General features: G+C 63.8%; 21 protein-coding genes. 15 read left to right on the top strand and 6 right to left on the bottom strand.

All coding sequences use genetic code 11. From position 1 onward, the window contains the following. Window positions 1–3: 3 nt before the first annotated feature. The 8 genes from HG549_RS05095 to HG549_RS05060 all read left to right on the top strand — a co-directional run bounded on the left by HG549_RS05095 (window position 4) and on the right by HG549_RS05060 (window position 10,069). Window positions 4–1,026: an SDR family oxidoreductase gene (locus tag HG549_RS05095; RefSeq protein ID WP_170028436.1), complete on the top strand. Its 1,023-nt coding sequence runs from the start codon at window positions 4–6 to the stop codon at window positions 1,024–1,026. Between the two features lie 178 nt (window positions 1,027–1,204). Beyond that, complete coding sequence (locus HG549_RS05090) at window positions 1,205–2,659, top strand: TrkH family potassium uptake protein (protein WP_170028435.1); 1,455 nt, start codon at window positions 1,205–1,207, stop codon at window positions 2,657–2,659. 328 nt (window positions 2,660–2,987) lie between these two features. Beyond that, complete coding sequence (gene gcvH, locus HG549_RS05085) at window positions 2,988–3,371, top strand: glycine cleavage system protein GcvH (protein ID WP_170028434.1); 384 nt, start codon at window positions 2,988–2,990, stop codon at window positions 3,369–3,371. 11 nt (window positions 3,372–3,382) lie between these two features. Further along, window positions 3,383–6,238: an aminomethyl-transferring glycine dehydrogenase gene (gene gcvP, locus HG549_RS05080; protein ID WP_170028433.1), complete on the top strand. Its 2,856-nt coding sequence runs from the start codon at window positions 3,383–3,385 to the stop codon at window positions 6,236–6,238. Between the two features lie 155 nt (window positions 6,239–6,393). Further along, window positions 6,394–7,770 (top strand): L-serine ammonia-lyase, encoded by a 1,377-nt coding sequence (locus HG549_RS05075; RefSeq protein ID WP_170028432.1) that lies wholly within the window; start codon window positions 6,394–6,396, stop codon window positions 7,768–7,770. 27 nt (window positions 7,771–7,797) lie between these two features. Continuing rightward, window positions 7,798–8,919: a glycine cleavage system aminomethyltransferase GcvT gene (gene gcvT / locus HG549_RS05070; protein WP_170028431.1), complete on the top strand. Its 1,122-nt coding sequence runs from the start codon at window positions 7,798–7,800 to the stop codon at window positions 8,917–8,919. A 358-nt stretch (window positions 8,920–9,277) separates the two neighbouring features. Further along, window positions 9,278–9,490 (top strand): cold-shock protein, encoded by a 213-nt coding sequence (locus HG549_RS05065; RefSeq protein WP_075043881.1) that lies wholly within the window; start codon window positions 9,278–9,280, stop codon window positions 9,488–9,490. A 90-nt stretch (window positions 9,491–9,580) separates the two neighbouring features. Beyond that, on the top strand, window positions 9,581–10,069 hold the full coding sequence (locus HG549_RS05060; protein ID WP_170028430.1) for an RDD family protein: 489 nt from the start codon (window positions 9,581–9,583) through the stop codon (window positions 10,067–10,069). A 92-nt stretch (window positions 10,070–10,161) separates the two neighbouring features. Here HG549_RS05060 and lptG read toward each other — a convergent pair whose 3' ends face one another. Then, window positions 10,162–11,223, bottom strand: coding sequence for an LPS export ABC transporter permease LptG (lptG, locus tag HG549_RS05055; protein ID WP_170028429.1), 1,062 nt, complete (start codon window positions 11,221–11,223; stop codon window positions 10,162–10,164). Continuing rightward, complete coding sequence (gene lptF, locus HG549_RS05050) at window positions 11,216–12,331, bottom strand: LPS export ABC transporter permease LptF (RefSeq protein WP_170028428.1); 1,116 nt, start codon at window positions 12,329–12,331, stop codon at window positions 11,216–11,218. Before lptF ends, lptG begins: the two co-directional genes overlap by 8 nt. Window positions 12,332–12,632: 301 nt before the next feature. Here lptF and HG549_RS05045 point away from each other — a divergent pair, with 301 nt between their 5' ends. The 5 genes from HG549_RS05045 (at window position 12,633) to rlmF (ending at window position 19,163) form a co-directional block, all read left to right on the top strand. Then, window positions 12,633–14,126: a leucyl aminopeptidase gene (locus HG549_RS05045; RefSeq protein ID WP_170028427.1), complete on the top strand. Its 1,494-nt coding sequence runs from the start codon at window positions 12,633–12,635 to the stop codon at window positions 14,124–14,126. 49 nt (window positions 14,127–14,175) lie between these two features. Then, a complete protein-coding gene (locus HG549_RS05040) occupies window positions 14,176–14,604 on the top strand; it encodes a DNA polymerase III subunit chi (RefSeq protein WP_170028426.1) in 429 nt (142 codons plus the stop codon). A 5-nt stretch (window positions 14,605–14,609) separates the two neighbouring features. Beyond that, window positions 14,610–14,975 carry a DNA polymerase III subunit chi gene (locus tag HG549_RS05035; RefSeq protein WP_170028425.1) on the top strand — a complete coding sequence of 122 codons (366 nt, stop codon included), beginning with the start codon at window positions 14,610–14,612 and terminating at the stop codon, window positions 14,973–14,975. A 208-nt stretch (window positions 14,976–15,183) separates the two neighbouring features. Next, window positions 15,184–18,030: a valine--tRNA ligase gene (locus tag HG549_RS05030; protein ID WP_170028424.1), complete on the top strand. Its 2,847-nt coding sequence runs from the start codon at window positions 15,184–15,186 to the stop codon at window positions 18,028–18,030. A gap of 179 nt (window positions 18,031–18,209) precedes the next feature. Beyond that, window positions 18,210–19,163 (top strand): 23S rRNA (adenine(1618)-N(6))-methyltransferase RlmF, encoded by a 954-nt coding sequence (gene rlmF, locus HG549_RS05025; protein WP_170028423.1) that lies wholly within the window; start codon window positions 18,210–18,212, stop codon window positions 19,161–19,163. 50 nt (window positions 19,164–19,213) lie between these two features. On the opposite strand, the gene HG549_RS05020 is transcribed toward rlmF, so the two are convergent. Continuing rightward, window positions 19,214–19,495: an HU family DNA-binding protein gene (locus tag HG549_RS05020; RefSeq protein WP_112250800.1), complete on the bottom strand. Its 282-nt coding sequence runs from the start codon at window positions 19,493–19,495 to the stop codon at window positions 19,214–19,216. A gap of 371 nt (window positions 19,496–19,866) precedes the next feature. Between HG549_RS05020 and yejK the strand changes: the two genes are divergently transcribed. Beyond that, a complete protein-coding gene (gene yejK, locus HG549_RS05015) occupies window positions 19,867–20,874 on the top strand; it encodes a nucleoid-associated protein YejK (protein WP_170028422.1) in 1,008 nt (335 codons plus the stop codon). A gap of 183 nt (window positions 20,875–21,057) precedes the next feature. On the opposite strand, the gene HG549_RS05010 is transcribed toward yejK, so the two are convergent. After that, window positions 21,058–21,351 carry a GIY-YIG nuclease family protein gene (locus HG549_RS05010; protein ID WP_225931924.1) on the bottom strand — a complete coding sequence of 98 codons (294 nt, stop codon included), beginning with the start codon at window positions 21,349–21,351 and terminating at the stop codon, window positions 21,058–21,060. A gap of 151 nt (window positions 21,352–21,502) precedes the next feature. Between HG549_RS05010 and HG549_RS05005 the strand changes: the two genes are divergently transcribed. Further along, window positions 21,503–22,279, top strand: a complete 777-nt coding sequence (locus tag HG549_RS05005) for a hypothetical protein (RefSeq protein ID WP_218576024.1) — start codon at window positions 21,503–21,505, stop codon at window positions 22,277–22,279. Here HG549_RS05005 and HG549_RS05000 read toward each other — a convergent pair. Further along, the gene (locus tag HG549_RS05000; RefSeq protein WP_170028420.1) at window positions 22,258–22,743 is read right to left on the bottom strand and encodes a nuclear transport factor 2 family protein; all 486 of its coding nucleotides are present in this window, start codon (window positions 22,741–22,743) and stop codon (window positions 22,258–22,260) included. The two genes, HG549_RS05005 and HG549_RS05000, sit on opposite strands and share 22 nt — an antisense overlap. Window positions 22,744–22,841: 98 nt before the next feature. Beyond that, on the bottom strand, window positions 22,842–24,122 hold the full coding sequence (locus HG549_RS04995; RefSeq protein WP_170028419.1) for an MFS transporter: 1,281 nt from the start codon (window positions 24,120–24,122) through the stop codon (window positions 22,842–22,844). Between the last annotated feature and the right edge of the window lie 6 nt (window positions 24,123–24,128).

Genomic DNA, 24,128 nt, shown 5'->3' with positions numbered 1-24,128 from the left:
GCCATGCGCAATGTGTTCGTGACCGGCGCAACCGGCTTGCTGGGCAACAACCTGGTGCGTGAACTGGTCGCACGTGGCTACACGGTCAAAGGGCTGGTGCGGTCGAGCGCAAAGGGCCGACAGCAGTTTGCCGATCTGCCCGAAGTGGAGCTGGTCGAGGGCGACATGGCCAATGTCGATGCTTTCGCGGCGTCGTTGCACGGCTGCGATACGGTATTCCATACGGCGGCGTTCTTTCGCGACAACTACAAGGGCGGCAGCCATTGGCAAGCACTTGAGCAGATCAATGTGAGCGGTACCCGCCGCCTGCTGGAACAGGCCTACCAGGCCGGCATCCGCCGGTTCATTCACACCTCGTCCATTGCGGTGCTCGACGGCGCACCTGGCACCGCCATCGATGAGACATGCCTGCGGGCCGAAGCAGATGCCGATGACTACTACCGCAGCAAGATCCTCGCTGACCGTGTGGTGGCTGCGTTTCTCCAGGCCCACCCCGACATGTACGCCTGCATGGTACTCCCAGGCTGGATGTGGGGCCCTGGCGACATCGGCCCGACGTCGGCCGGGCAACTGGTCAACGATGTGGTGCAGGGCAAGCTGCCTGGCTTGATCCCGGGTAGTTTTTCGGTGGTGGATGCCCGCGATGTGGCTTTGGCGCAGATTGCCGCGGCCACCCAGGGACGCAGCGGTGAACGCTACCTGGCCGCTGGGCGGCATATGACCATGGCCGAACTGGTACCGATAGTTGGCCGTCTGGCCGGCGTACCGACGCCCACACGGCATTTGCCGTTGCCGTTGCTGTTCTGCCTGGCCGCAGTCCAGGAAATGTATGCGCGGCTCACCGGCAAGCCCATCCTGCTAAGCTTGGCCACGCTGCGCCTGCTGGTGCGGGAAAAGGACCGTACGCGCTTCAACCACAGCAAAAGCGAACACGCGCTCGGCCTGAGTTTCAGGGCGCTGGAACTGACTGTCGCCGATACCGTGGCGTGGTATCGAGACCACGGCTGGTTTGCAGAACAAGGCTAGCCCGCGACACAGGGGAGACGCACCACTGCACAAAGTCCCATGACGCAAACGCACCGCTGATAAACTGTCGAACAGCCCTTACGAAGCCACGGCCGGGTCAGGACCTTTACGGTTTTTTTACTCGACAATGCCGTGGCGCTGTAAATACTGCCCGGCATATTCCAAGCGAGCTTGTTCGATGCCTCTCCCCGCGCTGCGCTTCATCGCCTTCATCATCGGTGTCTTCCTGATCACGTTGTCCCTCAGCATGGTCGTGCCCATGGCCACGCTGATCCTGTACAGCCGCAGCGACGATCTTGGCGCATTTCTCTGGTCGAGCCTGATCGCGCTGTGCGCTGGCCTGGTGCTGGTAGCCCGCGGCGTACCTGAGGCGCCGCAGATCCGCGCCAGGGACATGTATTTCCTGACCACCGCGAGCTGGATCGTGGTTTGCGCGTTCGCCGCCTTGCCCATGGTGCTGATCCGGCACATCAGCTACACCGATGCATTCTTCGAAACCATGTCGGGCATCACCACCACCGGTTCCACGGTCCTGACCGGCCTCGACAGCGCCTCGCCCGGGCTGTTGATCTGGCGCTCGATGCTGCACTGGCTCGGCGGCATCGGCTTCATTGGCATGGCCGTCGCGGTCTTGCCGCTGTTGCGCGTCGGTGGCATGCGCCTGTTCCAGACCGAATCTTCAGACTGGTCGGACAAAGTCACACCACGCTCGCACGTCGCGGCGAAGATGATTCTGGCGGTGTACCTGGGGCTCACCGCAGTCGGCACGCTGGCGCTGTGGGCCGCCGGGATGACCCCGTTCGAAGCCATCAACCATGCGATGTCACTGATCTCGACCGGTGGCTTCTCGACTTCCGATGCATCGCTCGGGCACTGGACCCAGCCCGCAGTGCACTGGGTGGCGGTGGTCATCATGATCCTCGGCAGCCTGCCCTTCACCTTGTATGTGGCGACCTTGCGCGGCCACCGCCGGGCCTTGATCAAGGATCATCAGGTACGCGGCTTCCTCGGCTTTCTGGCTTTCGTGTCGGTCACGGTGGGCACGTGGCTCTGCTGGCACAGCGACTTGTCGTGGTGGGACGCGTTGCGGATCGTGGCGGTCAATGTCACCTCGGTGGTCACCACGACGGGGATTGCGGTCGGTGACTACACGCTGTGGGGCAGCTTTGCCGTACTGTTGTTCTTCTACCTGACCTTCGTCGGGGGCTGTTCAGGGTCGACGGCCGGGGGCCTGAAAATCTTCCGCTTCCAGGTGGCGGCATCGTTGCTGGTCAGCAGCCTGAAGCAGTTGATCCATCCGCGCGCGACGATTTCGAAGAAGTACAATGGCCACCCCATCGACGAAGATATCGTGCGTTCGCTGCTGACCTTCTCGTTCTTCTTTTTCATCACCATCGCGGTGATTGCCCTGCTGCTGACCCTGATCGGCCTCGACTGGACCACGGCCTTGAGCGGTGCCGCCACCGCCGTGTGCAATGTCGGGCCCGGATTGGGCAATCTGATTGGACCGGCCGGCAATTTTGCTTCGCTACCCGATGCAGCGAAGTGGTTGCTGACGATCGGCATGCTGCTGGGCCGGCTCGAAATCCTTACTGTGCTGGTACTCATCGCGCCCGCATTCTGGCGCTTCTAGGCACACCTGAGACGCGCCTGCAGGGCAGTTCAGGCGCGACGGCCTGTGGTGCTGACGGGCACCACTGTATCCATTTCATTACACTGTATTGAATTCGCTACAGCCTAGCCTGGGAGGCGCTGGACAAGGGTTTGATCCTCCAACGCTTTTCCCGCAACGATCACGTGTAGCGTTTTCATTCCAGCGTGGACACGACAAGCGTTAGAAAAAAACATAACCAATTGATTTAAAAGGCTTTTGTTTGATTGGCCGCATTTTTGCTAAGGGAATCCCAACCCAAGAGCGCGGAACCACCGCGCCCAACGCCCCTGCTTCCCGAGGATTCCCCATGAGCGAGTTGCGTTTCACTGAAGATCACGAATGGCTGCGCGTCGAAGCCGATGGCAGCGTTACCGTGGGCATTACCGCCTACGCCCAGAACGCCCTTGGCGACGTGGTTTTCGTGCAACTGCCAGAGTTGCAGCTGTATGAGAAAGGCAGCGAAGCGTCCACCGTCGAGTCGGTCAAGGCCGCCAGCGGCGTATACATGCCGCTGACCGGTGAAGTGGTGCAGGTCAATGGCCAGCTTGAAGACAGCCCGGAACTGGTCAACGAAGACCCGCTGGGTGAAGGCTGGTTCTTCCGCTTCATCCCTGCCGATGCCAGTGCCGTAGCCGCCCTGCTCGACCAGGACGCCTACAACCGCCTGATCAAAGCCAACGACGACGCCTGAGGACCTGCGCCATGACCATTAACCTCGGCACCGCCAACGAATTCATCGCCCGTCACATCGGCCCGCGTGCCGCTGACGAACAAGCCATGCTGGCCGCCCTCGGCTTCGACTCGCTGGACGCCATGACCGACGCGGTCATCCCCGACAGCATCAAGGGCACCAGCGTGCTGGGTGCGCACGACGGCCACAGCGAAGCCGACGCGCTCGCTGCGCTCAAGGCCATTGCCGGCAAGAACCAGCTGTACAAGAGCTACATCGGCCAGGGCTACTACAACACCCACACCCCGGCACCGATCCTGCGCAACCTGCTGGAAAACCCGGCCTGGTACACCGCCTACACCCCCTACCAGCCAGAAATCTCCCAGGGCCGCCTGGAAGCGCTGCTGAACTTCCAGACCCTGATCAGCGACCTGACCGGGCTGCCGATCGCCAACGCCTCGCTGCTCGACGAAGCTACCGCTGCGGCCGAGGCCATGACGTTCTGCAAGCGCTTGTCGAAGAACAAGGCCAGCCATGCCTTCTTCGCCTCGGTGCACTGCCACCCGCAAACCCTCGACGTGCTGCGCACCCGTGCCGAGCCGCTGGGTATCGAGATCGTGGTCGGCGACGAGCGCGAGCTGGGTGATGTCAGCGCGTTCTTCGGCGCCCTGCTGCAATACCCGGCCAGCAACGGTGAAGTGTTCGACTACCGCGAGGTGGTGCAGCGCTTCCACGCGGCCAATGCGCTGGTCGCCGTGGCCGCCGACCTGCTGGCCCTGACCCTGCTGACCCCGCCGGGTGAGTTCGACGCCGACGTGGCCATCGGCAGCGCCCAGCGCTTCGGCGTGCCACTGGGCTTCGGCGGCCCGCATGCGGCCTACTTCGCCACCCGCGATGCGTTCAAGCGCGACATGCCGGGCCGCCTGGTCGGCGTGTCGATCGACCGCTTCGGCAAGACCGCCCTGCGCCTGGCCATGCAAACCCGCGAGCAGCACATCCGCCGCGAGAAGGCCACCAGCAACATCTGCACCGCCCAGGTGCTGCTGGCCAACATCGCTAGCATGTTCGCCGTGTACCACGGTCCGGCCGGCCTCAAGCGCATCGCCGAACGCACCCATGCGCTGACCGCGATCCTGGCCGCCGGCCTGAAGGCACTGGGCCTCCAGGTAGTCGGCAGCAGCGCCTTCGACACCCTCACCCTGGCCACCGGCAGTGCCACCGCCAGCCTGCATGAAAAGGCCCGTGCGCAGGGTATCAACCTGCGCCAGATCGACGCCGACCACCTCGGCCTGTCGCTTGACGAAACCAGCAGCCAGGCCGATGTCGAAGCCCTGTGGCAGTTGCTCGGTGGCGACCAGGCGCAGCCAGACTTCAACGCCCTGGCCAGCAGCACCGGCTCGCTGCTGCCTGCGGCGCTGCTGCGTCAGTCGGCCATCCTCCAGCACCCGGTGTTCAACCGCTACCACAGCGAAACCGAGCTGATGCGCTACCTGCGCCGCCTGGCCGACAAGGACCTGGCGCTGGACCGCAGCATGATCCCGCTGGGCTCGTGCACCATGAAACTCAATGCTGCCAGCGAAATGATCCCGGTCACCTGGGCCGAGTTCGGCAACCTGCACCCGTTCGCCCCGGCCGAGCAGAGCCAGGGCTACCTGCAGCTGACCACCGAGCTGGAGGCCATGCTCTGCGCCGCCACCGGCTATGACGCCGTGTCGCTGCAGCCCAACGCCGGTTCGCAGGGCGAGTACGCCGGCCTGCTGGCCATCCGCGCCTACCACCGCAGCCGTGGCGAAGGCCACCGCGACATCTGCCTGATCCCGTCGTCGGCCCACGGCACCAACCCGGCCACCGCGCACATGGCCGGTATGCGCGTGGTGGTCACCGCCTGTGACGCCCGCGGCAACGTCGATGTCGAGGACCTGCGTGCCAAGGCCATCGAACACCGCGAGCGCCTGGCCGCGATCATGATCACCTACCCGTCGACCCACGGTGTGTTCGAGGAAGCGATCGGCGAAATCTGCGCGATCATCCACGACAACGGCGGCCAGGTGTACATCGATGGCGCCAACATGAACGCCATGGTCGGCCTGTGCGCGCCGGGCAAGTTCGGTGGCGATGTTTCCCACCTGAACCTGCACAAGACCTTCTGCATCCCGCACGGCGGCGGCGGCCCAGGCGTCGGCCCGATCGGCGTCAAGTCGCACCTGGCACCGTTCCTGCCCGGCCACGCGCAGCTCGACAACACCGCAGGCGCGGTATGTGCCGCACCGTTCGGCAGCGCCAGCATCCTGCCGATCACCTGGATGTACATTCGCATGATGGGTGGTGCCGGCCTCAAGCGTGCCTCGCAGATGGCGATCCTCAACGCCAACTACATCGCTCGCCGCCTGGAAGAGCACTATCCTGTTCTGTACACCGGCGGCAATGGCCTGGTGGCTCACGAGTGCATCCTCGACCTGCGCCCGCTGAAGGACACCAGCGGCATCAGCGTCGACGACGTGGCCAAGCGCCTGATCGACTTCGGTTTCCACGCCCCGACCATGTCCTTCCCGGTGGCCGGTACGTTGATGATCGAACCGACCGAAAGCGAGTCCAAGGAAGAACTGGACCGCTTCTGCGACGCGATGATCCAGATCCGCGAAGAAATCCGCGCGGTCGAGAACGGCAGCCTGGACAAGGACGACAACCCGCTGAAGAACGCGCCGCACACGGCGGCCGAGCTGGTTGGCGAATGGGCCCACGGCTACAGCCGCGAGCAGGCGGTGTACCCGCTGCCGAGCCTGGTGGAAGGCAAGTACTGGCCGCCGGTCGGTCGGGTCGACAACGTGTTCGGCGACCGCAACCTGGTCTGCGCCTGCCCGTCGATCGAGAGCTATCAGGACGCCTGATAGCCCTCGGGCCCGCTACCTTGCTTGAGGTGTGGGCCTCTGTGGGAGCGGGCGTGCCTGCGAATGCGCTGTTGGCTTCAACGACGCATTCGCGGGCATGCCCGCTCCCACAGGGTTCACCAAATCCGCCCAATATTCCTGGCTGGAGGTCTCCCATGTCACTGAGCGTCTTCGACCTGTTCAAGATCGGCATCGGCCCCTCCAGCTCCCACACGGTCGGCCCGATGCGCGCAGCCGCACGGTTCGCCGAGGGGCTGCGCCGTGATGGCCTGCTCGCCCGTACCCGCAGCGTCAAAGCCGAGCTGTATGGCTCGCTGGGCGCCACCGGCAAGGGCCACGGCAGCGACAAGGCCGTGCTGCTGGGCCTTGAAGGCGAACACCCCGACAGCGTCGATACCGACACCATCCCCGCCCGCCTGCAGGCGATCCGCGACAGCGGCCGGATCAACCTGCTCGGCGAGCACAGCATCGCGTTCGTCGAAAAACAGCACCTGGCGATGATCCGCAAACCGCTGGACTACCACCCCAACGGCATGATCTTCCGCGCCTTCGACGAAGCCGGCCTGCAGATCCGCAGCCGCGAGTACTACTCGGTGGGCGGTGGTTTCGTGGTTGACGAGGATGCCGCCGGCCACGACCGCATCGTCGAGGACAGTACGCCACTGCCCTACCCGTTCAAGACCGCCAAGGAGCTGCTCGGCCATTGCACCGCGCAAAACCTGTCGATAAGCCAGGTGATGCTGGCCAACGAAGCGGCCTGGCGCCCGGAGGCGCAAACCCGTGCCGGCCTGCTGCGCATCTGGCAGGTGATGCAGGGCTGCGTGGACGCCGGCTGCCGGCATGAAGGCATCCTGCCGGGCGGGCTGAAGGTCAAGCGCCGGGCACCGGCGCTGTACCGCCAGTTGAGCGGCCACCCGGAAGCCAGCCTGCGCGATGCCCTGTCGGTACTCGACTGGGTCAACCTCTACGCCCTGGCCGTGAACGAGGAAAACGCCAACGGCGGGCGCGTGGTCACCGCGCCCACCAATGGTGCGGCGGGTATCGTGCCGGCGGTGCTGCACTACTACATGCGCTTTGTGCCAGGCGCCAGCGAAGACGGGGTGGTGCGCTTCCTGCTCACCGCCGCGGCGATCGGCATCCTGTACAAGGAAAACGCCTCCATCTCCGGCGCCGAAGTGGGCTGCCAGGGCGAGGTCGGCGTGGCCTGCTCGATGGCCGCCGGGGCGCTGTGCGAGGTGATGGGTGGTAGCGTGCAGCAAGTGGAAAACGCCGCCGAAATCGGCATGGAACATAACCTGGGCCTGACCTGCGACCCGATTGGCGGGCTGGTCCAGGTGCCTTGCATCGAGCGCAACGCCATGGGCTCGGTGAAGGCGATCAATGCGGTGCGCATGGCCTTGCGCGGCGACGGGCAGCACTACGTGTCGCTCGACAAGGTGATCCGTACCATGCGCCAGACCGGCGCCGACATGAAAAGCAAATACAAAGAGACCGCCCGAGGCGGCCTGGCCGTCAACATCATCGAATGTTGACCCGACAACTACAGCAAGGAGTCACCGATGTCCGAAACACTGCTCAAGACCCCGCTGCACGCCCTGCACCTGGAACTGGGTGCGCGCATGGTGCCGTTCGCCGGCTACGACATGCCAGTGCAGTACCCGCTGGGCGTGCTCAAGGAGCACCTGCACACCCGCGAGCAGGCCGGCCTGTTCGATGTCTCGCACATGGGCCAGATCAAGCTGCACGGCAGCGACGCCGCCAAGGCCCTGGAAAGCCTGGTGCCGGTGGATATCCTCGACCTGCCGGTAGGCATGCAGCGCTATGCCATGTTCACCAATGAGCAAGGCGGTATCCTCGACGACCTGATGGTCGCCAACCTGGGCAACGACACCCTGTTCCTGGTAGTCAATGCTGCCTGCAAGGACCAGGACCTGGCCCACCTGCGAGCGCATATCGGTGGCCGCTGCGAGGTGCAAGCGCTGTTCGAGGAGCGTGCCCTGCTGGCCCTGCAAGGCCCGGCGGCAGCCGAGGTGCTGGCGCGCCTGGCCCCGGAAGTAGCCAGCATGACCTTCATGCAGTTCCGCGCAGTAAAGTTGCTGGGTGAAGACTGCTACGTCAGCCGCTCGGGTTATACCGGCGAAGACGGCTACGAGATTTCGGTACCGGCACACGCTGCCGAAGCCCTGGCCCGTCGCCTGCTGGCCGAGCCGCAAGTGCAGCCGATCGGCCTGGGCGCGCGCGACTCGCTGCGCCTGGAAGCCGGCCTGTGCCTGTACGGCCACGACATGAACAGCGAAACCACCCCGGTCGAAGCCAGCCTGCTGTGGGCCATTTCCAAGGTACGCCGGGCCGATGGCGCGCGTGCCGGCGGCTTCCCTGGGGCCGAGCACATCTTCGCCCAGCAGCGCGATGGCGTGCCGCGCAAACGCGTGGGCCTGCTGCCGCAGGAACGTACGCCAGTACGCGAAGGCGCTGACATTGTCGATGCCAACGATCAACCGGTAGGCAAAGTGTGCAGTGGCGGCTTTGGCCCGACACTCGGCGCACCGGTCGCAATGGGTTATATCGATAGCGAACATGCAGCAATCGACACGCCACTGTTTGCCGTGGTGCGTGGCAAGAAGGTGGCTTTGAAAGTCAGTAAAATGCCTTTCGTGGCGCAACGTTACTACCGAGGCTGAAGCCGTTTTGTGAAGCGTGCAGGCAGGTTCGGCTTATTCGTTTCCGAACCTGCCTAATAACTTTTGAACATGGCGCCAGGCCAGGCGCCATGCCGTTTCCGACAAACTGGTCGGTTATCGGCAAACGGCCGATTTTCCAGACGAGCAAGGGCTTGTTTTTCGCTCGGGAGTTGGCGTAGAGTCACTGCACTGTGTTTGCATGGGTCGCAACAGTTCGTGACCTGGGCCAGTAGCCGCAATCTGCTACAACCCGTTTGACGTCTCTTACTTTCCTGCAACCCAGCCCAGTAATCTTTTGCTTACTATTTATTGCAAAAGAAACTGTCATCAAAATTCAAGCTTCATAGGAAATAAGACAATGGCTGAGCGTCAGAACGGTACCGTCAAGTGGTTCAATGACGAAAAAGGTTACGGTTTCATCACCCCAGAAAGCGGTGCTGATCTGTTCGTGCACTTCCGCGCTATTGAAGGCAACGGCTTCAAGAGCCTGAAAGAAGGCCAGAAGGTCTCCTTCGAAGCAGTGCAGGGCCAGAAAGGCCTGCAAGCTGACAAAGTTCAGGTCATCGGCTAAGCTGAGCCCGACTTCGAAAAAGCCCCTGCCAAGTGCAGGGGCTTTTTTTTGCCCGTAGAATATCGGCTTCGTCTTCTGGAGCCGTTCTGCATGTCCAAGCCTCTGCTCACACCCCAGGGTGATTTTCCGCCGGTCGGCCTGGGCCGGCGCCTGGCGGCGATGTTCTACGACTTTTTGCTGTGCACGGCACTGCTGATCGTGACCGCTGGCGCCTACAAGATGATCCAGATGGCAATCATCGGCGAAGCACGCATGCGCGAGCTGACCGAGGCCGGCGCGCTGGATGGCGACCCGCTGCTGTCGACGCTACTGCTGTTTGCCCTGTTCGGCTTTTTTGCCAAGTTCTGGACCCATGGCGGGCAGACCCTGGGCATGCAGGTGTGGGGGGTGCGGGTGCAGAACGCCGATGGCACGGCCATCAGCCTGTGGCAGGCGCTGTTGCGCTTCGTGGTGTCGATCGCCTCATGGCTGTGCCTGGGGCTGGGTTTCTTCTGGGCGTTGATCGACAAGCGCAAGCGCGGCTGGCATGACATCTATTCGGAAAGCCAGCTGGTGCGGGTGCCGAAGCAGAAGAAATGAGCTGAGACCTGTATTGCCTGCCCGCGAAGAAGCCAACACAAATGCCAGCAAAAAGCCGACCCTGAGGTCGGCTTTTTGTACGGTTCAGGCCATTACCCCGCCCGGCGCAACAGCCACATCCCTGCCAGCGCACAGATGCCGGCCGGGATCACCACCGCCAACAGCGGTGGGAAGCCGAACACCTGGCTCGATGGCCCCAGCAGGTCCTGGGCAATGCGGAACACGAAGCCCACCAGCACACCGGTGAACACGCGCTGGCCAAGGGTCACCGAACGCAGCGGGCCGAAGATGAACGAGATCGCCATCAGCACCAGCGCCGCGGTCACCATCGGTTGCAGCACCTTGGTCCAGAACGCCAGCCAGTAACGGGCGTTGTTCAGGCCCTGGTCGGACAAGTAGTGGATGTAATCCCACAAGCCGGTAATCGATAGCGACTCAGGCGCCAGGATCACGGTATTGAGCAATTGCGGGGTGAGCGAAACGTCCCAGCGCTCCTGCGGTGTGTTCACCACTTCGGTATGGTCACCACGGAAGAAGGTGGTGCGCACGTCGGCAAGCAGCCAGTGATCGTCCTGGTATTGGGCACGGCGGGCGAAACTCGAAGTGACGATCTTGCGTTCGCTGTCGAAGCGGTAGCGGGTCACGCCCAGCAGCAGGCCGTTGGGCTGCACGGCGTTGATGTGCACGAACTCGTCACCCTGGCGGTGCCACATGCCACGCTTGGAGCTTTGTGCCTCACCCCCACCCTGGGCCAGCGAACGGTCGGCCTGGGCCTTGTTCTCGGTCACCGGTGCCACGTATTCGCCGATCAGCAGGCCGACCAGCATCAGCACCAGCATCGGCTTCATCACCGCCCAGACGATGCGGCCGATCGATACCCCGGCAGCACGCATGATCGTCAGTTCGCTGCTGCTGGCCAGGCTGCCCAGGCCAATCAGGCAACCGATCAGGGCGGCCATCGGCAGCATTTCGTACAGGCGCCGTGGGGCGGTCAGCAAAACGAAGTTGCCCGCCTCCATCACCGTGTAGGTATCGCTGAGGTCGCTCATTTCATCAATGAAGGCGAACAGCGAGGCCAGGCCAAGGATGATGCCCAGTACGGCGAGAATGGCCAGCAGCACGCTCTGGCCGATGTAACGGTCGAGCTTAGCCATGGGCCACCTCCGCACGGCGGGCGGCGCGCTTGAGGCGCAGCGGCTCCCAGTACATCAGGCCCAGGCCGATCAGCAGGAACAGGCCGTGGACCCACCACATGCCCAGGGCGATCGGCAACTTGCCCTTCTCGAGGGCGCCGCGTGCGGAAATCAGCATTGTCAGGTAGGCCATGTACAGAAGAATTGCCGGCAGCAGCTTGAGGAAGCGGCCTTGGCGCGGGTTTACTCGGGACAGCGGTACTGCCAGCAGGGTGACGACGAACACCAGGATGGGCAGCGACAGGCGCCATTGCAGCTCGGCACGCTCACGCAGGCCCGGCTTGCCGATCAGCTCGGAGGTGGGGATGGCTTCGCGCTCGGTCACTTCCTCGCTGACCTCCGGCTTGGGCAGCAGCACGCCGTAGGTGTCGTACTTGATGGCGCGGTAGTCGGCCTGGCCGGGGTTGCCGTCGTAACGGTAGCCGTTTTCCAGCACCAGGTAGCGGTTGCCGTCGGCCTGGATTTCCTGGTGGCCTTTTTCCGCGACCAGCACCGACGGAGCGCGGTCCTTGGTCTTGTCCTGGTTGAAGCGTTTCTCGGAGATGAACACCCCGGCCAGGTTGATGCGATCGTCAGACAACTGTTCGGTGTAGGTTACCCGCGAACCATCGCGCAGGGTCTGGAAGCGGCCCGGCACCAGGGTGTCGAACTCGGTCAGGGCATCCTGCTGGCTGATGATCTGCTGCACCTGGGCAACGCCCTGCGGCGCCAGGCTCAGGCTCAGCCAGGCCACCAGCAGGGCAACCAGGGCGGCCGGCGCCATGGTCAGGCCGAGCAAGCGCTGCTGGCTCATGCCAGTGGCCGACAGCACGGTCATCTCGCTTTCCAGGTACAGGCGCCCGTACGCCAGGAGAATGCCGAGGAACAGCCCCAAAGGCAGGATCAGCTGCAGGAAACCCGGCAGGCGGAAGCCCATGATCAGGAACAGCACGCTCGGGTCGAGCACACCCTGGGCAGCCTGGGCCAGGTACTTGATGAAGCGCCCGCTCATGATGATCACCAGCAGCACGGCGCTGACGGCGCTCAAGGTCACCAGGACCTCGCGGGACAGATAACGAAAGACGATCAAACCAGACACTCCTGGGTTGTCAGGGCGGACTGCCAAGCAATGGCGCCAGACAATGACTTAGTACATCCAAGACCAATGCCGGTTCGCCAAAGGCGAACCTCCATGTAAAGTGCGCGCATTATCCTGTGATTGAACGCCCCTGTCACTTCGCTGCGCATGAAGGCGTACAACGGGGTTGTCAGCACGCTTGCCGCAGGCTCAAACTGGCAGCTTTTCCGCTGGCGCGCGATAACGCAGCCAGGCCCGTCCAGAGCGCTGGAGCACACAGCGCCGACTGCATCGATCATTCGGGGATCCTGACATGGAACTGGTTGTAAAAAGCGTAGCTGCTGCATCCGTAAAAACCGCCACCCTGGTCATTCCGGTAGGTGAAAACCGCAAGCTCGGCGCCGTGGCCAAGGCCGTCGACCAGGCCAGCGAAGGCGCTATCAGTGCCGTGCTCAAGCGTGGCGACCTGGCTGGCAAGCCGGGCCAGACCCTGCTGCTGCAGAGCGTCGCCGGCCTGAAGGCCGAACGCGTGCTGCTGGTGGGCAGCGGTAAGGACGACGCCCTGGGCGACCGCGCCTGGCGCAAACTGGTCAACAGCGTCGCCGGCGTGCTCAAGGGCCTGAACGGCAGCGATGCCGTGCTGGCCCTGGACGACATTGCGGTCAGCAACCGCGATGCCCATTACGGCAAATACCGCCTGCTGGCCGAAACCCTGCTCGATGGCGAGTACGCGTTCGACCGCTTCAAGAGCCAGAAGGCCGAGCCGCGCGCCCTGAAAAAGGTCACTCTGCTGGCCGACAAGGCCGGCCAGGCCGAGGTCGAGCGCGCGGTCAAGCACGCCAGTGCCATCGCCACCGGCATGGCCTTCACCCGCGACCTCGGCAACCTGCCGCCCAACCTGTGCCACCCAAGCTTCCTCGCCGAACAGGCCAAGGACCTGGGCAAGGCGCACAAGGCGCTGAAGGTCGAGGTACTGGACGAGAAGAAGATCAAGGACCTGGGCATGGGCGCGTTCTACGCCGTCGGCCAGGGCAGCGACCAGCCGCCACGCCTGATCGTGCTCAACTACCAGGGCGGCAAGAAAGCCGAAAAGCCGTTCGTGCTGGTGGGCAAGGGCATTACTTTCGACACCGGCGGCATCAGCCTCAAGCCAGGTGCCGGCATGGATGAGATGAAATACGACATGTGCGGCGCGGCCAGCGTGCTCGGCACCCTGCGTGCGGTGCTCGAGCTGCAACTGCCGATCAACCTGGTGTGCCTGCTGGCCTGTGCCGAAAACATGCCGAGCGGCGGCGCCACCCGCCCGGGTGACATCGTCACCACCATGAGCGGCCAGACCGTGGAAATCCTCAACACCGACGCCGAAGGCCGCCTGGTGCTGTGCGACACCCTGACCTACGCCGAACGCTTCAAGCCCCAGGCGGTGATCGACATCGCCACCCTCACCGGCGCCTGCATCGTCGCCCTGGGCAGCCACACCTCCGGCCTGATGGGCAACAATGACGACCTGGTCGGCCAGTTGCTCGACGCCGGCAAGCGCGCCGACGACCGCGCCTGGCAGCTGCCGCTGTTCGATGAATACCAGGAGCAGCTGGACAGCCCGTTCGCCGACATGGGCAACATCGGTGGGCCGAAAGCCGGCACCATCACCGCCGGCTGCTTCCTGTCGCGCTTCGCCAAGGCCTACGACTGGGCACACCTGGACATCGCCGGCACGGCCTGGGTCAGCGGTGGCAAGGACAAGGGTGCCACCGGCCGCCCGGTGCCCCTGCTGACCCAGTACCTGCTGGACCGCGCTGGCGCCTGACGCCGTGCAGCCGGTGGCGCCTCGTGCGCCATCGGCCGGCGATACCACCATGAGCAAAGTCGATTTCTACATCCTGCCCACCGACGCACTGTCGGCGCGCCTGGACTTCGCCTGCAAGCTGTGTGAAAAGGCCTGGCGCCTCGGCCACCGGGTCTACCTGCATTGCCAGGATGCCGACCAGCGCGACCAGCTGGACCAACGCCTGTGGCACTTCAAGGGCGAAGCTTTCGTGCCTCACGACCTGGCAGAGGTGCACGCCGACGCGCGCGTGGCCCTGGGCCTGGCCGACGACGCCGGCGACCATCGCGACCTGCTGATCAACCTGGGCGCCGGCGTGCCGGGCTTCGTCGGCCAGTTCGAGCGCATCGCCGAGATCGTCGTCGAAGAACCTGGCATCCGCCAATCGGCACGTGAGCGATTCCGTTTCTACCGTGAACAGGGCTATGCTCTGCAAGACCACCGCTTACAGCGACTTTGACGACGATGGACAAACCCTCCCCGCTACCCGATTCCGCCCATCTGCTCGATGACCTCGAGTCGATCCGCCAGTTGCTTGGCGATGCCGACCTGCAACCGCCACTGCTGACCGAGACGGTCGAACAGATCCCCTTGCTGCTGGAAGCAGCGCCCGACACTACCGCAGCGGCTGCCGCAACGGCCGAACCCGAGGCCGTGGACGACCCGCAGACGCGGCGCCAGGACACCCTGCTGCACCTGGAAAGCGAACTGCGCGCGGCGGCGCAGATGATCATGCAGGACGTGATCAACGACTTTACCCCGCATATCGAGAACGAGATCAAACGCCGGCTGGATGCGCGGATCGAGCGGTTGATCAAGCGTTCCGAGTAAACCGGGTATCAGCGGCGCCTGCTTCGCGGGCACGCCCGCTCCCACAGGTACGGTGCAAGCTTCGAGACATGCACGTACCTGTGGGAGCGGGCGTGCCCGCGAAGCAGGCGCCACGGTTCCGTCAGTTGTCAGCAGCTTGTCGCCTGCGGCCCCCAGCTTGGTTATACTTCCCGGCTTTCCCGAATAAATGCACAGGGTCCCGCCGCGCATGGATAAGACCTACCAGCCGCACGCCATCGAAACTTCCTGGTACAACACCTGGGAGTCCGAGAATTATTTCGCCCCACAAGGTGCAGGCGAGTCCTACACCATCATGATCCCGCCGCCGAACGTGACCGGCAGCCTGCACATGGGCCATGGCTTCAACAACGCGATCATGGATGCCCTGATCCGTTTCCGCCGCATGCAAGGCCGCGACACCCTGTGGCAGCCCGGCACCGACCACGCCGGTATCGCCACCCAGATGCTGGTCGAGCGCCAGCTCGAGGCCAAGGGCCAGAACCGCCATGACCTGGGCCGCGAAAAGTTCCTGGAAAAGGTCTGGGAATGGAAGGACCAGTCCGGCGGCAACATCAGCCGCCAGATCCGCCGCCTGGGCTCGTCGGTAGACTGGAGCCGCGAGCGCTTCACCATGGACGACGGCCTGTCCGAAGCGGTCAAGGAAGCCTTCGTGCGCCTGCACGAGGACGGTCTGATCTACCGCGGCAAGCGCCTGGTCAACTGGGACACCAAGCTGCACACCGCCATCTCCGACCTCGAAGTGGAAAACCACGACGAGAAGGGCCACCTGTGGAACCTGCGCTACCCGCTGGCCGATGGCGCCAAGACCGCCGAAGGCAAGGATTACCTGGTCGTCGCCACCACCCGCCCGGAAACCCTGCTGGGTGACGCCGCGGTAGCGGTCAACCCGAACGACGAGCGCTACCAGGCGCTGATCGGCAAGTTCGTCGAACTGCCGCTGGTCGGCCGTCGCATCCCGATCATCGCCGACGACTATTGCGATCCCGAGTTCGGTACCGGTTGCGTGAAGATCACCCCGGCCCACGATTTCAACGACTACGAAGTCGGCAAGCGCCACAACCTGCCGCTGCTGAACATCTTCGACAAGAACGCCTTCGTGCTGGCCAGCGCCCAGGCCTTCAACCTCGACGGCAGCGTCAACGAGCAGGTCGACACCCGCCTGCCCGCCCAGTACGCCAACCTCGACCGCTTCGTCGCGCGCAAGCAGATCGTCGCCGACCTGGACGCCCAGGGCCTGCTGGTGAGCATCGACGACCACGCCCTGAAGGTGCCGAAAGGCGACCGTTCGGGCACCGTCATCGAGCCGTGGCTGACCGACCAGTGGTACGTCTCCACCAAGCCGTTGGCAGAACCTGCCATCGCTGCCGTGGAAGACGGCCGCATCCAGTTCGTGCCCAAGCAGTACGAGAACATGTATTTCTCCTGGATGCGCGACATCCAGGACTGGTGCATCAGCCGCCAGCTGTGGTGGGGCCACCGTATCCCGGCGTGGTACGACGAGGCCGGCCAGGTCTATGTCGGCCGCAACGAGGCAGAAGTGCGCGCCAAGCACAACCTGGGCGCCGACGTTGCCCTGCGCCAGGACGACGACGTGCTCGACACCTGGTTCAGTTCCGGGCTGTGGACCTTCTCCACCCTGGGCTGGCCGGAGCAGACCGAATTCCTCAAGAAGTTCCACTCCACCGATGTGCTGGTGACCGGCTTCGACATCATCTTCTTCTGGGTTGCGCGCATGATCATGCTGACCATGCACCTGATCAAGAACGAAGACGGCACCCCGCAGGTACCGTTCAAGACCGTGTACGTGCACGGCCTGGTGCGGGACGGCCAGGGCCAGAAGATGTCCAAGTCCAAAGGCAACGTGCTGGACCCGCTGGATATCGTCGACGGCATCACCCTCGACGCCCTGCTGGAAAAACGCACCAGCGGCATGATGCAGCCGAAGCTGGCCGAGAAGATCGCCAAGCAGACCAAGGCCGAGTTCCCTGAAGGTATTGCCAGCTACGGCACCGATGCCCTGCGCTTCACCTTCTGCTCGCTGGCCTCCACCGGCCGCGACATCAAGTTCGACATGGGCCGCGTCGAAGGCTACCGCAACTTCTGCAACAAGATCTGGAACGCCGCCCGTTACGTGCTGGACAAGGGCGAGGACTGCGGCCAGAACGGCGAGGCCGTCGAACTGTCGCTGGCCGACCGCTGGATCATCTCGCAGCTGCAGCGCACCGAAGCCGAAGTGACCCGCCAGCTGGAGCAGTTCCGCTTCGACCTGGCCAGCCAGGCACTGTACGAGTTCATCTGGAACCAGTACTGCGACTGGTACCTGGAACTGTCCAAGCCGGTATTGTGGGACGAAAACGCACCGGTCGAGCGCGCCCGTGGCACCCGCCGTACCCTGGTGCGCGTGCTGGAAGTGGCACTGCGCCTAGCGCATCCGTTCATGCCGTTCATCACCGAGGAAATCTGGCAGCGCATCGCGCCGCTGGCGGGCATCAGCGGCAAGACCATCATGCTGCAGCCATGGCCGGTGGCCAATGAAAGCCGCATCGACCCGGCCGCCGAAGGCGACATCGAATGGCTCAAGGAGCTGATGGTCGGCCTGCGCAACATCCGCGCCGAGATGAACATCGGCCCGGGCAAGCCGCTGCCGCTGTTCCTGAAGAACGCCAACGCCGACGACCAGCGTCGCCTGCAGGAAAACGAAGCGCTGCTGAAGAAGCTGGCCAAGGTCGAATCGTTCACCGTGCTGAGCGATGCCGACGAAGCCCCGCTGTCGGCCACCGCCCTGGTTGGTGACCTGCAGGTGCTGGTACCGATGGCCGGCCTGATCGACAAGGATGCCGAGCTGGCGCGCCTGAACAAGGAAATCCAGCGCCTGCAAGGCGAAGTGGCACGCGTGGGCGGCAAGCTGTCCAACGCTGCCTTCGTCGACAAGGCTCCGCCTGCGGTGATCGAGAAGGAACGCGCCAAGCTGGCCGAGTCCGAACAGGCCCTGGCCAACTTCACCGAGCAGCACGCGCGGATTGCGGCGCTTTAATCACTAGAGAAACAGCTGGGGCCGCTGTGCGGCCCTTTCGCGACACAAGGCCGCTCCTGCAGGGACGGCGCCGGTTTGAAGGGCGCCGCTATCCTGCAGGAGCGGCCTTGTGTCGCGAAAGGGCTGCACAGCAGCCCCAGGCTCTATCAGCCACCGCTCGTATAGGGCTGGACACTGCCATGACCCCGAACAAACCCACCCTGCACCCGCGCAACCGCCACCAGGGCCGCTACGACTTCCCCAGCCTGATCAAGGCCCTCCCCGAGCTGGCGCGTTTCACCATCACCAACCCTTACGGCAAGCCCAGCATCGACTTCGCCAACCCCGAAGCCGTACGGGTATTCAACCGCGCCCTGCTCAAGGCCCAATACGGCATCCAGCACTGGGACATCCCGGCCGACTACCTGTGCCCGCCGATCCCCGGCCGCGCCGACTACCTCCACGTGGCCGCCGACCTGTTGGCCGACGACAATGCCGGCGAGATCCCCAAGGGCGCGCAGGTTCGCGTACTGGACATCGGCGTCGGCGCCAACTGCATCTACCCGCTGCTCGGCCACAGCGACTACCGCTGGCGCTTCCTCGGTTCGGACATCGACCCGGTGGCCCTGGCCTCGGCCAAGGCCATCGTCCAGGCCAACCGCCTCGACAAGGCCATCTCCCTGCGCCAGCAGGCCAACCGTGCCCACATCCTCAGCGGCCTGCTGCAAGAGGACGAACGCTTTGACCTGACCCTGTGCAACCCGCCCTTCCACGCCTCGCGCGACGAAGCCACGCGCGGCAGCCAGCGCAAGTGGAAGAACCTCGGCAAGCAAGACCCCAAGCGCAAGTTGCCGGTGCTGAACTTCGGTGGCCAGAACAATGAACTGTGGTGCGAGGGCGGCGAGATCCGCTTTGTCACCCAGCTGGTTGGCGAAAGCGTGCAGTACGCAGAACGGGTGCTGTGGTTCACCAGCCTGGTGTCCAAGGCCAGCAACCTGCCAGGGATCGAGGCCGCGCTGAAGAAGGCCGGCGCCAAGGCCGTACGCATCGCCGAAATGGGCCAGGGGCAGAAACAGAGCCGCATGGTCGCCTGGAGCTTCCTCGACGAGGCGGCACGCCAGGCCTGGCACGCCCGGCGTAGACAACAGGCATGAAAAAACCGCGCCCGGGCAAGCCGGGCGCGGTTTCGTCAAAGCTTCAACAATTACTTGTTGATGGCGTCGGTCAGCACTTTGGCTGGAACGAACTTGACGACTTTCTTGGCAGCGATTTCGATGGCAGCGCCAGTCGACGGGTTGCGGCCGGTACGGGCAGGACGCTCGGTGACTTTCAGCTTGCCGATGCCTGGCAGAGTGATTTCAGCGCCGTTTTCCAGCTGGTCGGCAACGATCTGGCCCAGTTGCTCCAGAGCGTTCTTGGCGGTGGCTTTTGGCGCGGCGATCGATTCGGCGATGTCGGCAATCAGTTGGTCTTTGGTCAATGCCATGGTGGTGTTCCTTCCCTATCAAATTCGATGGTTATGCAGCGGACTAACGACGTTATCGGGCCAGCCCCTGAAAGTGGAGGGCCGCGCCAATCGCGTATGTAGATACGCAAATCGGCGTTTGGTTCGACACGCCGGCAGCACGTTGCCAGCAATGCGCCACATGCTGGGCGCAAGACCGCGCAAAGCTACCACAGGAACGGATAAATATCCGCTGCGCACTTCGATTAAATGCAGGTTTTTCGGGGGTTTTAGCCTCGAACGCACAAATTTGCACAAAAAACGAACAACCGGCATTTCTGCCAACATCCGGCCACTGCATCACCTGGCGTCTGGGGTAAACTTGGCACCTTTTGCAGCCCGCCGAGAATTCCATGCCAATCCGTCATTGCATCGTTCACCTGATCGACAAAAAGCCCGATGGCAGCCCCGCCGTGCTGCATGCCCGCGATTCCGAACTGGCCGCCTCCGATGCCATCGAAAACCTCCTGGCCGACCTCAATGACAGCTACAACGCCAAGCAAGGCAAGGCCTGGGGCTTCTTTCACGGTGAGTCCGGTGCCTACCCGCTGAGCGGCTGGCTGAAGCAGTACCTGGACCAGGAAAAGGACTTCACCGCCTTCAGCCGCGTGGCCGTGGAGCACCTGCAAAAGCTCATGGAAGAATCCAACCTGTCCACCGGCGGCCACATCCTGTTTGCCCATTACCAGCAAGGCATGACCGAGTACCTGGCGATCGCCCTGCTGCACCATAGCGAAGGCGTGGCGGTGAACGCCGAACTCGATGTGACGCCTTCGCGCCACCTTGACCTCGGGCAGTTGCACCTGGCGGCGCGCATCAACCTGTCGGAATGGAAGAACAACCAGAACTCCAAGCAGTACATCTCGTTCATCAAGGGCAAGAACGGCAAGAAGGTTTCCGACTACTTCCGCGATTTCGTCGGCTGCCAGGAAGGTGTCGACGGCCCGGGCGAAACCCGCACCCTGCTCAAGGCCTTCAGTGACTTCGTCGAGAGCGAAGACCTGCCGGAGGAGTCCGCCCGCGAAAAAACCCAGACCCTGGTCGACTACGCCACCACCCAGACCAAGCTGGGCGAGCCAGTGACCCTGGAAGAGCTGTCCAGCCTGATCGACGAGGACCGACCGAAGGCGTTCTACGACCACATCCGTAACAAGGATTACGGCCTGTCACCGGAAATCCCCGCGGACAAACGCACCCTCAACCAGTTCCGTCGCTTCACCGGGCGTGCCGAGGGGCTGTCGATCAGCTTCGAAGCGCATCTGCTGGGGGACAGGGTGGAATATGACGAAGCGGCCGGGACCTTGATCATCAAGGGGCTGCCGACCACCCTGGTGGACCAGCTGAAGCGGCGCAAGGACTGATGGCCCAAGGGGCTGCTGCGCAGCCCCATCGCGAAGCGACCCTAGGCTCTGTACGAAAAGTCTTGAGACGCAGGTCAGGCAAGGCGAAAACAGCCGAGGAAGCGGAGTGTACTGGAGTACATGAGCATTCCGAGGCTGTTTTCAACGCAGCATGAACAAGTATCAAGGCTTTTCGTACAGAGCCTAGGGCGACGAAGCGCTGTCATAGCCGGCCACCAACGCCTCCTTCGCCGACTTGCGCAGGCGCTTCACCAGCCGTTCCTGGCGCAACGCCTCGCCCTTGTCCGGCCATTGCTCCATATACACCAGCGCCTGGGCCGGGCTGGTCTTGAAATAACGTGCGCCCTGCCCTTTCTGATGGGCCAGAAAGCGCCGCTGCGGATCATCGCTGATGCCGCAATACAACGAACCATTGGCAGCCCGTACCAGGTAGACATACCAGGGTTTCACTGCCTGATCCGGCACTTGTTCACTCACGACGCCTGCTCTTTTCATCATTAGTTTGGTGAGCCCACTCATCGAGGGCTTCATCATGCTTGATTCGCTTCCCCACATCGGCTTGGGTGCAGCACTGCTTGTGGCTGCATTCGCCACACAGGCATCGACTGGCGTGGAAACCGCCAGACAGATGCAAGACAACTACGACGCCACCCCTGCCCAGTGCGAGGGCAGAGCCGTACCTGCCCACGCCTGCTCGGGTGTGCTGCTTCGCTCGACCAAGCCGTCACCGCATTACCATACCTGGCATCATAGCCAGAACAGCAAGGACAAGGGCGGCGTATCGTTCTCCTACCTGCGCAGCGATATCCCCACCACCCGGCTGGCTGCCGATGGCCGCAGTGGCTTCACCCTGTACCCGATACTGCAACGCCCGCAAGGCTCCCTACGCTACGAGATGCTGTGCGCCTGGCCCACCGACGGCGACACCTGGGAACGCGACAGTCGGGGTTGCGGCGATAACCGGCAAACGGCCGAAACCGAGGCAGCCTGCCATGAACAGGGGGTGTTCACTGCCGAGCAATGGATGGCGCGCTTCAGGCAGAGCGAGGATTATAAACGCCAATGCGCCTTCGACATCCGCCGCGCGCGGGTGCCGGAACGGGCCGAGGCCTTCCATCAAAGCCTGCGCGCCAAACAACTGTTCGGCCGCGAGCTGCCGTTCCCCTGGAACGAAGTGGTGATTGGCGCCTGGGACGAGGCGAGCGCCAGTCGCCTGCCGATCCAGTCGTTTTTCCACATCGAGGGCGAGTACGCTGCGCTGCAGCAGGCTCAGGCCGACCAAAAGGACTGGCACCCGACGTATGGCAGTTTCATCCCGGTGATTCGTATTCGGCTACCGGACACGGCCAACGGGCGTGCCATATTCAGCTACCACGACAGTGATCAGGCCGTGGCGCTGCCCTGAGCATGCTGATACGCCCGCAAGCCCTTGAACGCTTGCTGGCGTACCTTGTTCTGTACGAGCGGCGACCAGCCAAGCAGCAGCCCCGGAACACCCAGCGCCTGCCGCGACCAGCGCCACAGGTCGAAGGTGTCGTCATGCTGGCAGATCAGCCCATCGCGGATCACGAAACGTGCCTGGATATCGTTGACCACGGTGCGGCCAGTCTGGCTGAACAGGTAGGTGGCGACCCAGTGTGCGCCACCACTGCGCTCATCGGCGCGTACGCCGTCGAACGTCAGGGTGAAATCCTTCGCCCGGGTAGTGAGCATCCGCCACATGTCGCCCACGTCCTTGCCGCGCAAGGTACCGAATACCGGGTCGCTGAAGACGATATCGTCGCTGTAGCAGGCCACCATGGCCTCGGCGTCAAGGCGCTGGAAGGCCTGGTAGAAGCGGGTGATGAGTTCGCGGTTGGCGTCGCTCATGAGGGGTGGTCCGTCCTGGGGTGGAAAGCTGCACGATAATCTGCCCCACAGGCTTATACCAGTACCCGCGAAGAAGCCGGTACTGGCAAGGTTCACCGTCAAACCTTCTCGCTGGTCACCTGCACATGCAAAGCCCGCCCAGCCCCCAGCCCGAACACGATGGCGCCAACCCCCAGCACGGCAAAAATCCAGCCCACGGCGGCCCAGCCACCGCTCAGGTCATGCACCAAGCCCACCGCAAACGGCCCCATCGACGCCAAGGTGTAGCCCACGCCCTGGGCCATGCTCGACAGGTTGGCCGCGACATGGGCGTCTTTCGAACGCAGCACGATCAAGGTCAGCGCCAGGGCGAAGGTACCGCCCTGCCCCAGGCCCAGCAGTACCGCCCAGCCCCACAGCCCGGCAAGCGGCGCATACAGGCAACCGAACAAGCCGGCCAGGGTGGTCAGCATGACCAGCACGATCGCCAGCCGCTGGTCCTTGCCGCGCGTGGCCAGCCACGGCGCACTGAGCGAACTGACCAACTGCACGATCACCGACCCCGACAGCACCAACCCCGCCTCGGTCGGGCTCAGGCCACGACCAATCAGGATTGACGGCAACCAACCGAACACGATGTAGGCCAGCGACGATTGCAGGCCCATGTACAAGGTCACCTGCCAGGCCAAGGGATCACGCCACAGGCCACGCACGCGATAGGCCACCTTGTGCAAGCCATGCCCCTGGCGGGCCTGGGGCAGCCAGACCAGCATGGCCAGCAGCGCCGGTAGCGCCCAGAAGCCCAGCCCCAGCGCCCAGCTGCCGTCGAAGTGCTGCGCCAGAGGGACGGTGGCCCCCGCTGCCATGGCCGCGCCCAGGCATAGCGCCATGGTGTACACGCCGGTCAGCGTGCCGGCGTGCTGCGGGAAGTCGCGCTTGACGATACCCGGCAACAGCACGCCGATGATGCCGATGCTGGCCCCGGCCACCAGGCTGCCGAGGAACACTCCGATAGCACCGAAGCTACTGCGCACCACGATGCCCAGCGCCAGGCTGGCGAGGATGCCGAGGATCACCCGCTCACTGCCGAAGCGACGCGCCAGCACTGGCGCCAACGGGGCGAACAAACCCAGGCACAACACTGGCAAGGTGGTCAGCAAGCCAGCCAGCGAGGCGTTCAGCCCCAGGCCCGCGGACACCTGCCCAAGCACTGGCGCCATGCTCGACAACGCCGGGCGCAGGTTCAGCGCCACCAGCACCAGGCCGAGCAACAGCAGCCACGGCCGCCGCAGCAGCACGGGCTGCTGCTGGACCTGCTCGTCGTCAGCCTCGGCATCGATCAGCAGCTCATCGAGTTCCCGCTCAGGTGGCGGGGTGTTACGGGTGATGGATTCAGCCATGGCGTT

Source organism: Pseudomonas sp. SK (genome assembly GCF_012975065.1).
Classification (GTDB): Bacteria; Pseudomonadota; Gammaproteobacteria; order Pseudomonadales; family Pseudomonadaceae; genus Aquipseudomonas; species Aquipseudomonas anuradhapurensis.
This window is presented reverse-complemented; position numbering and strand designations above follow the sequence as displayed.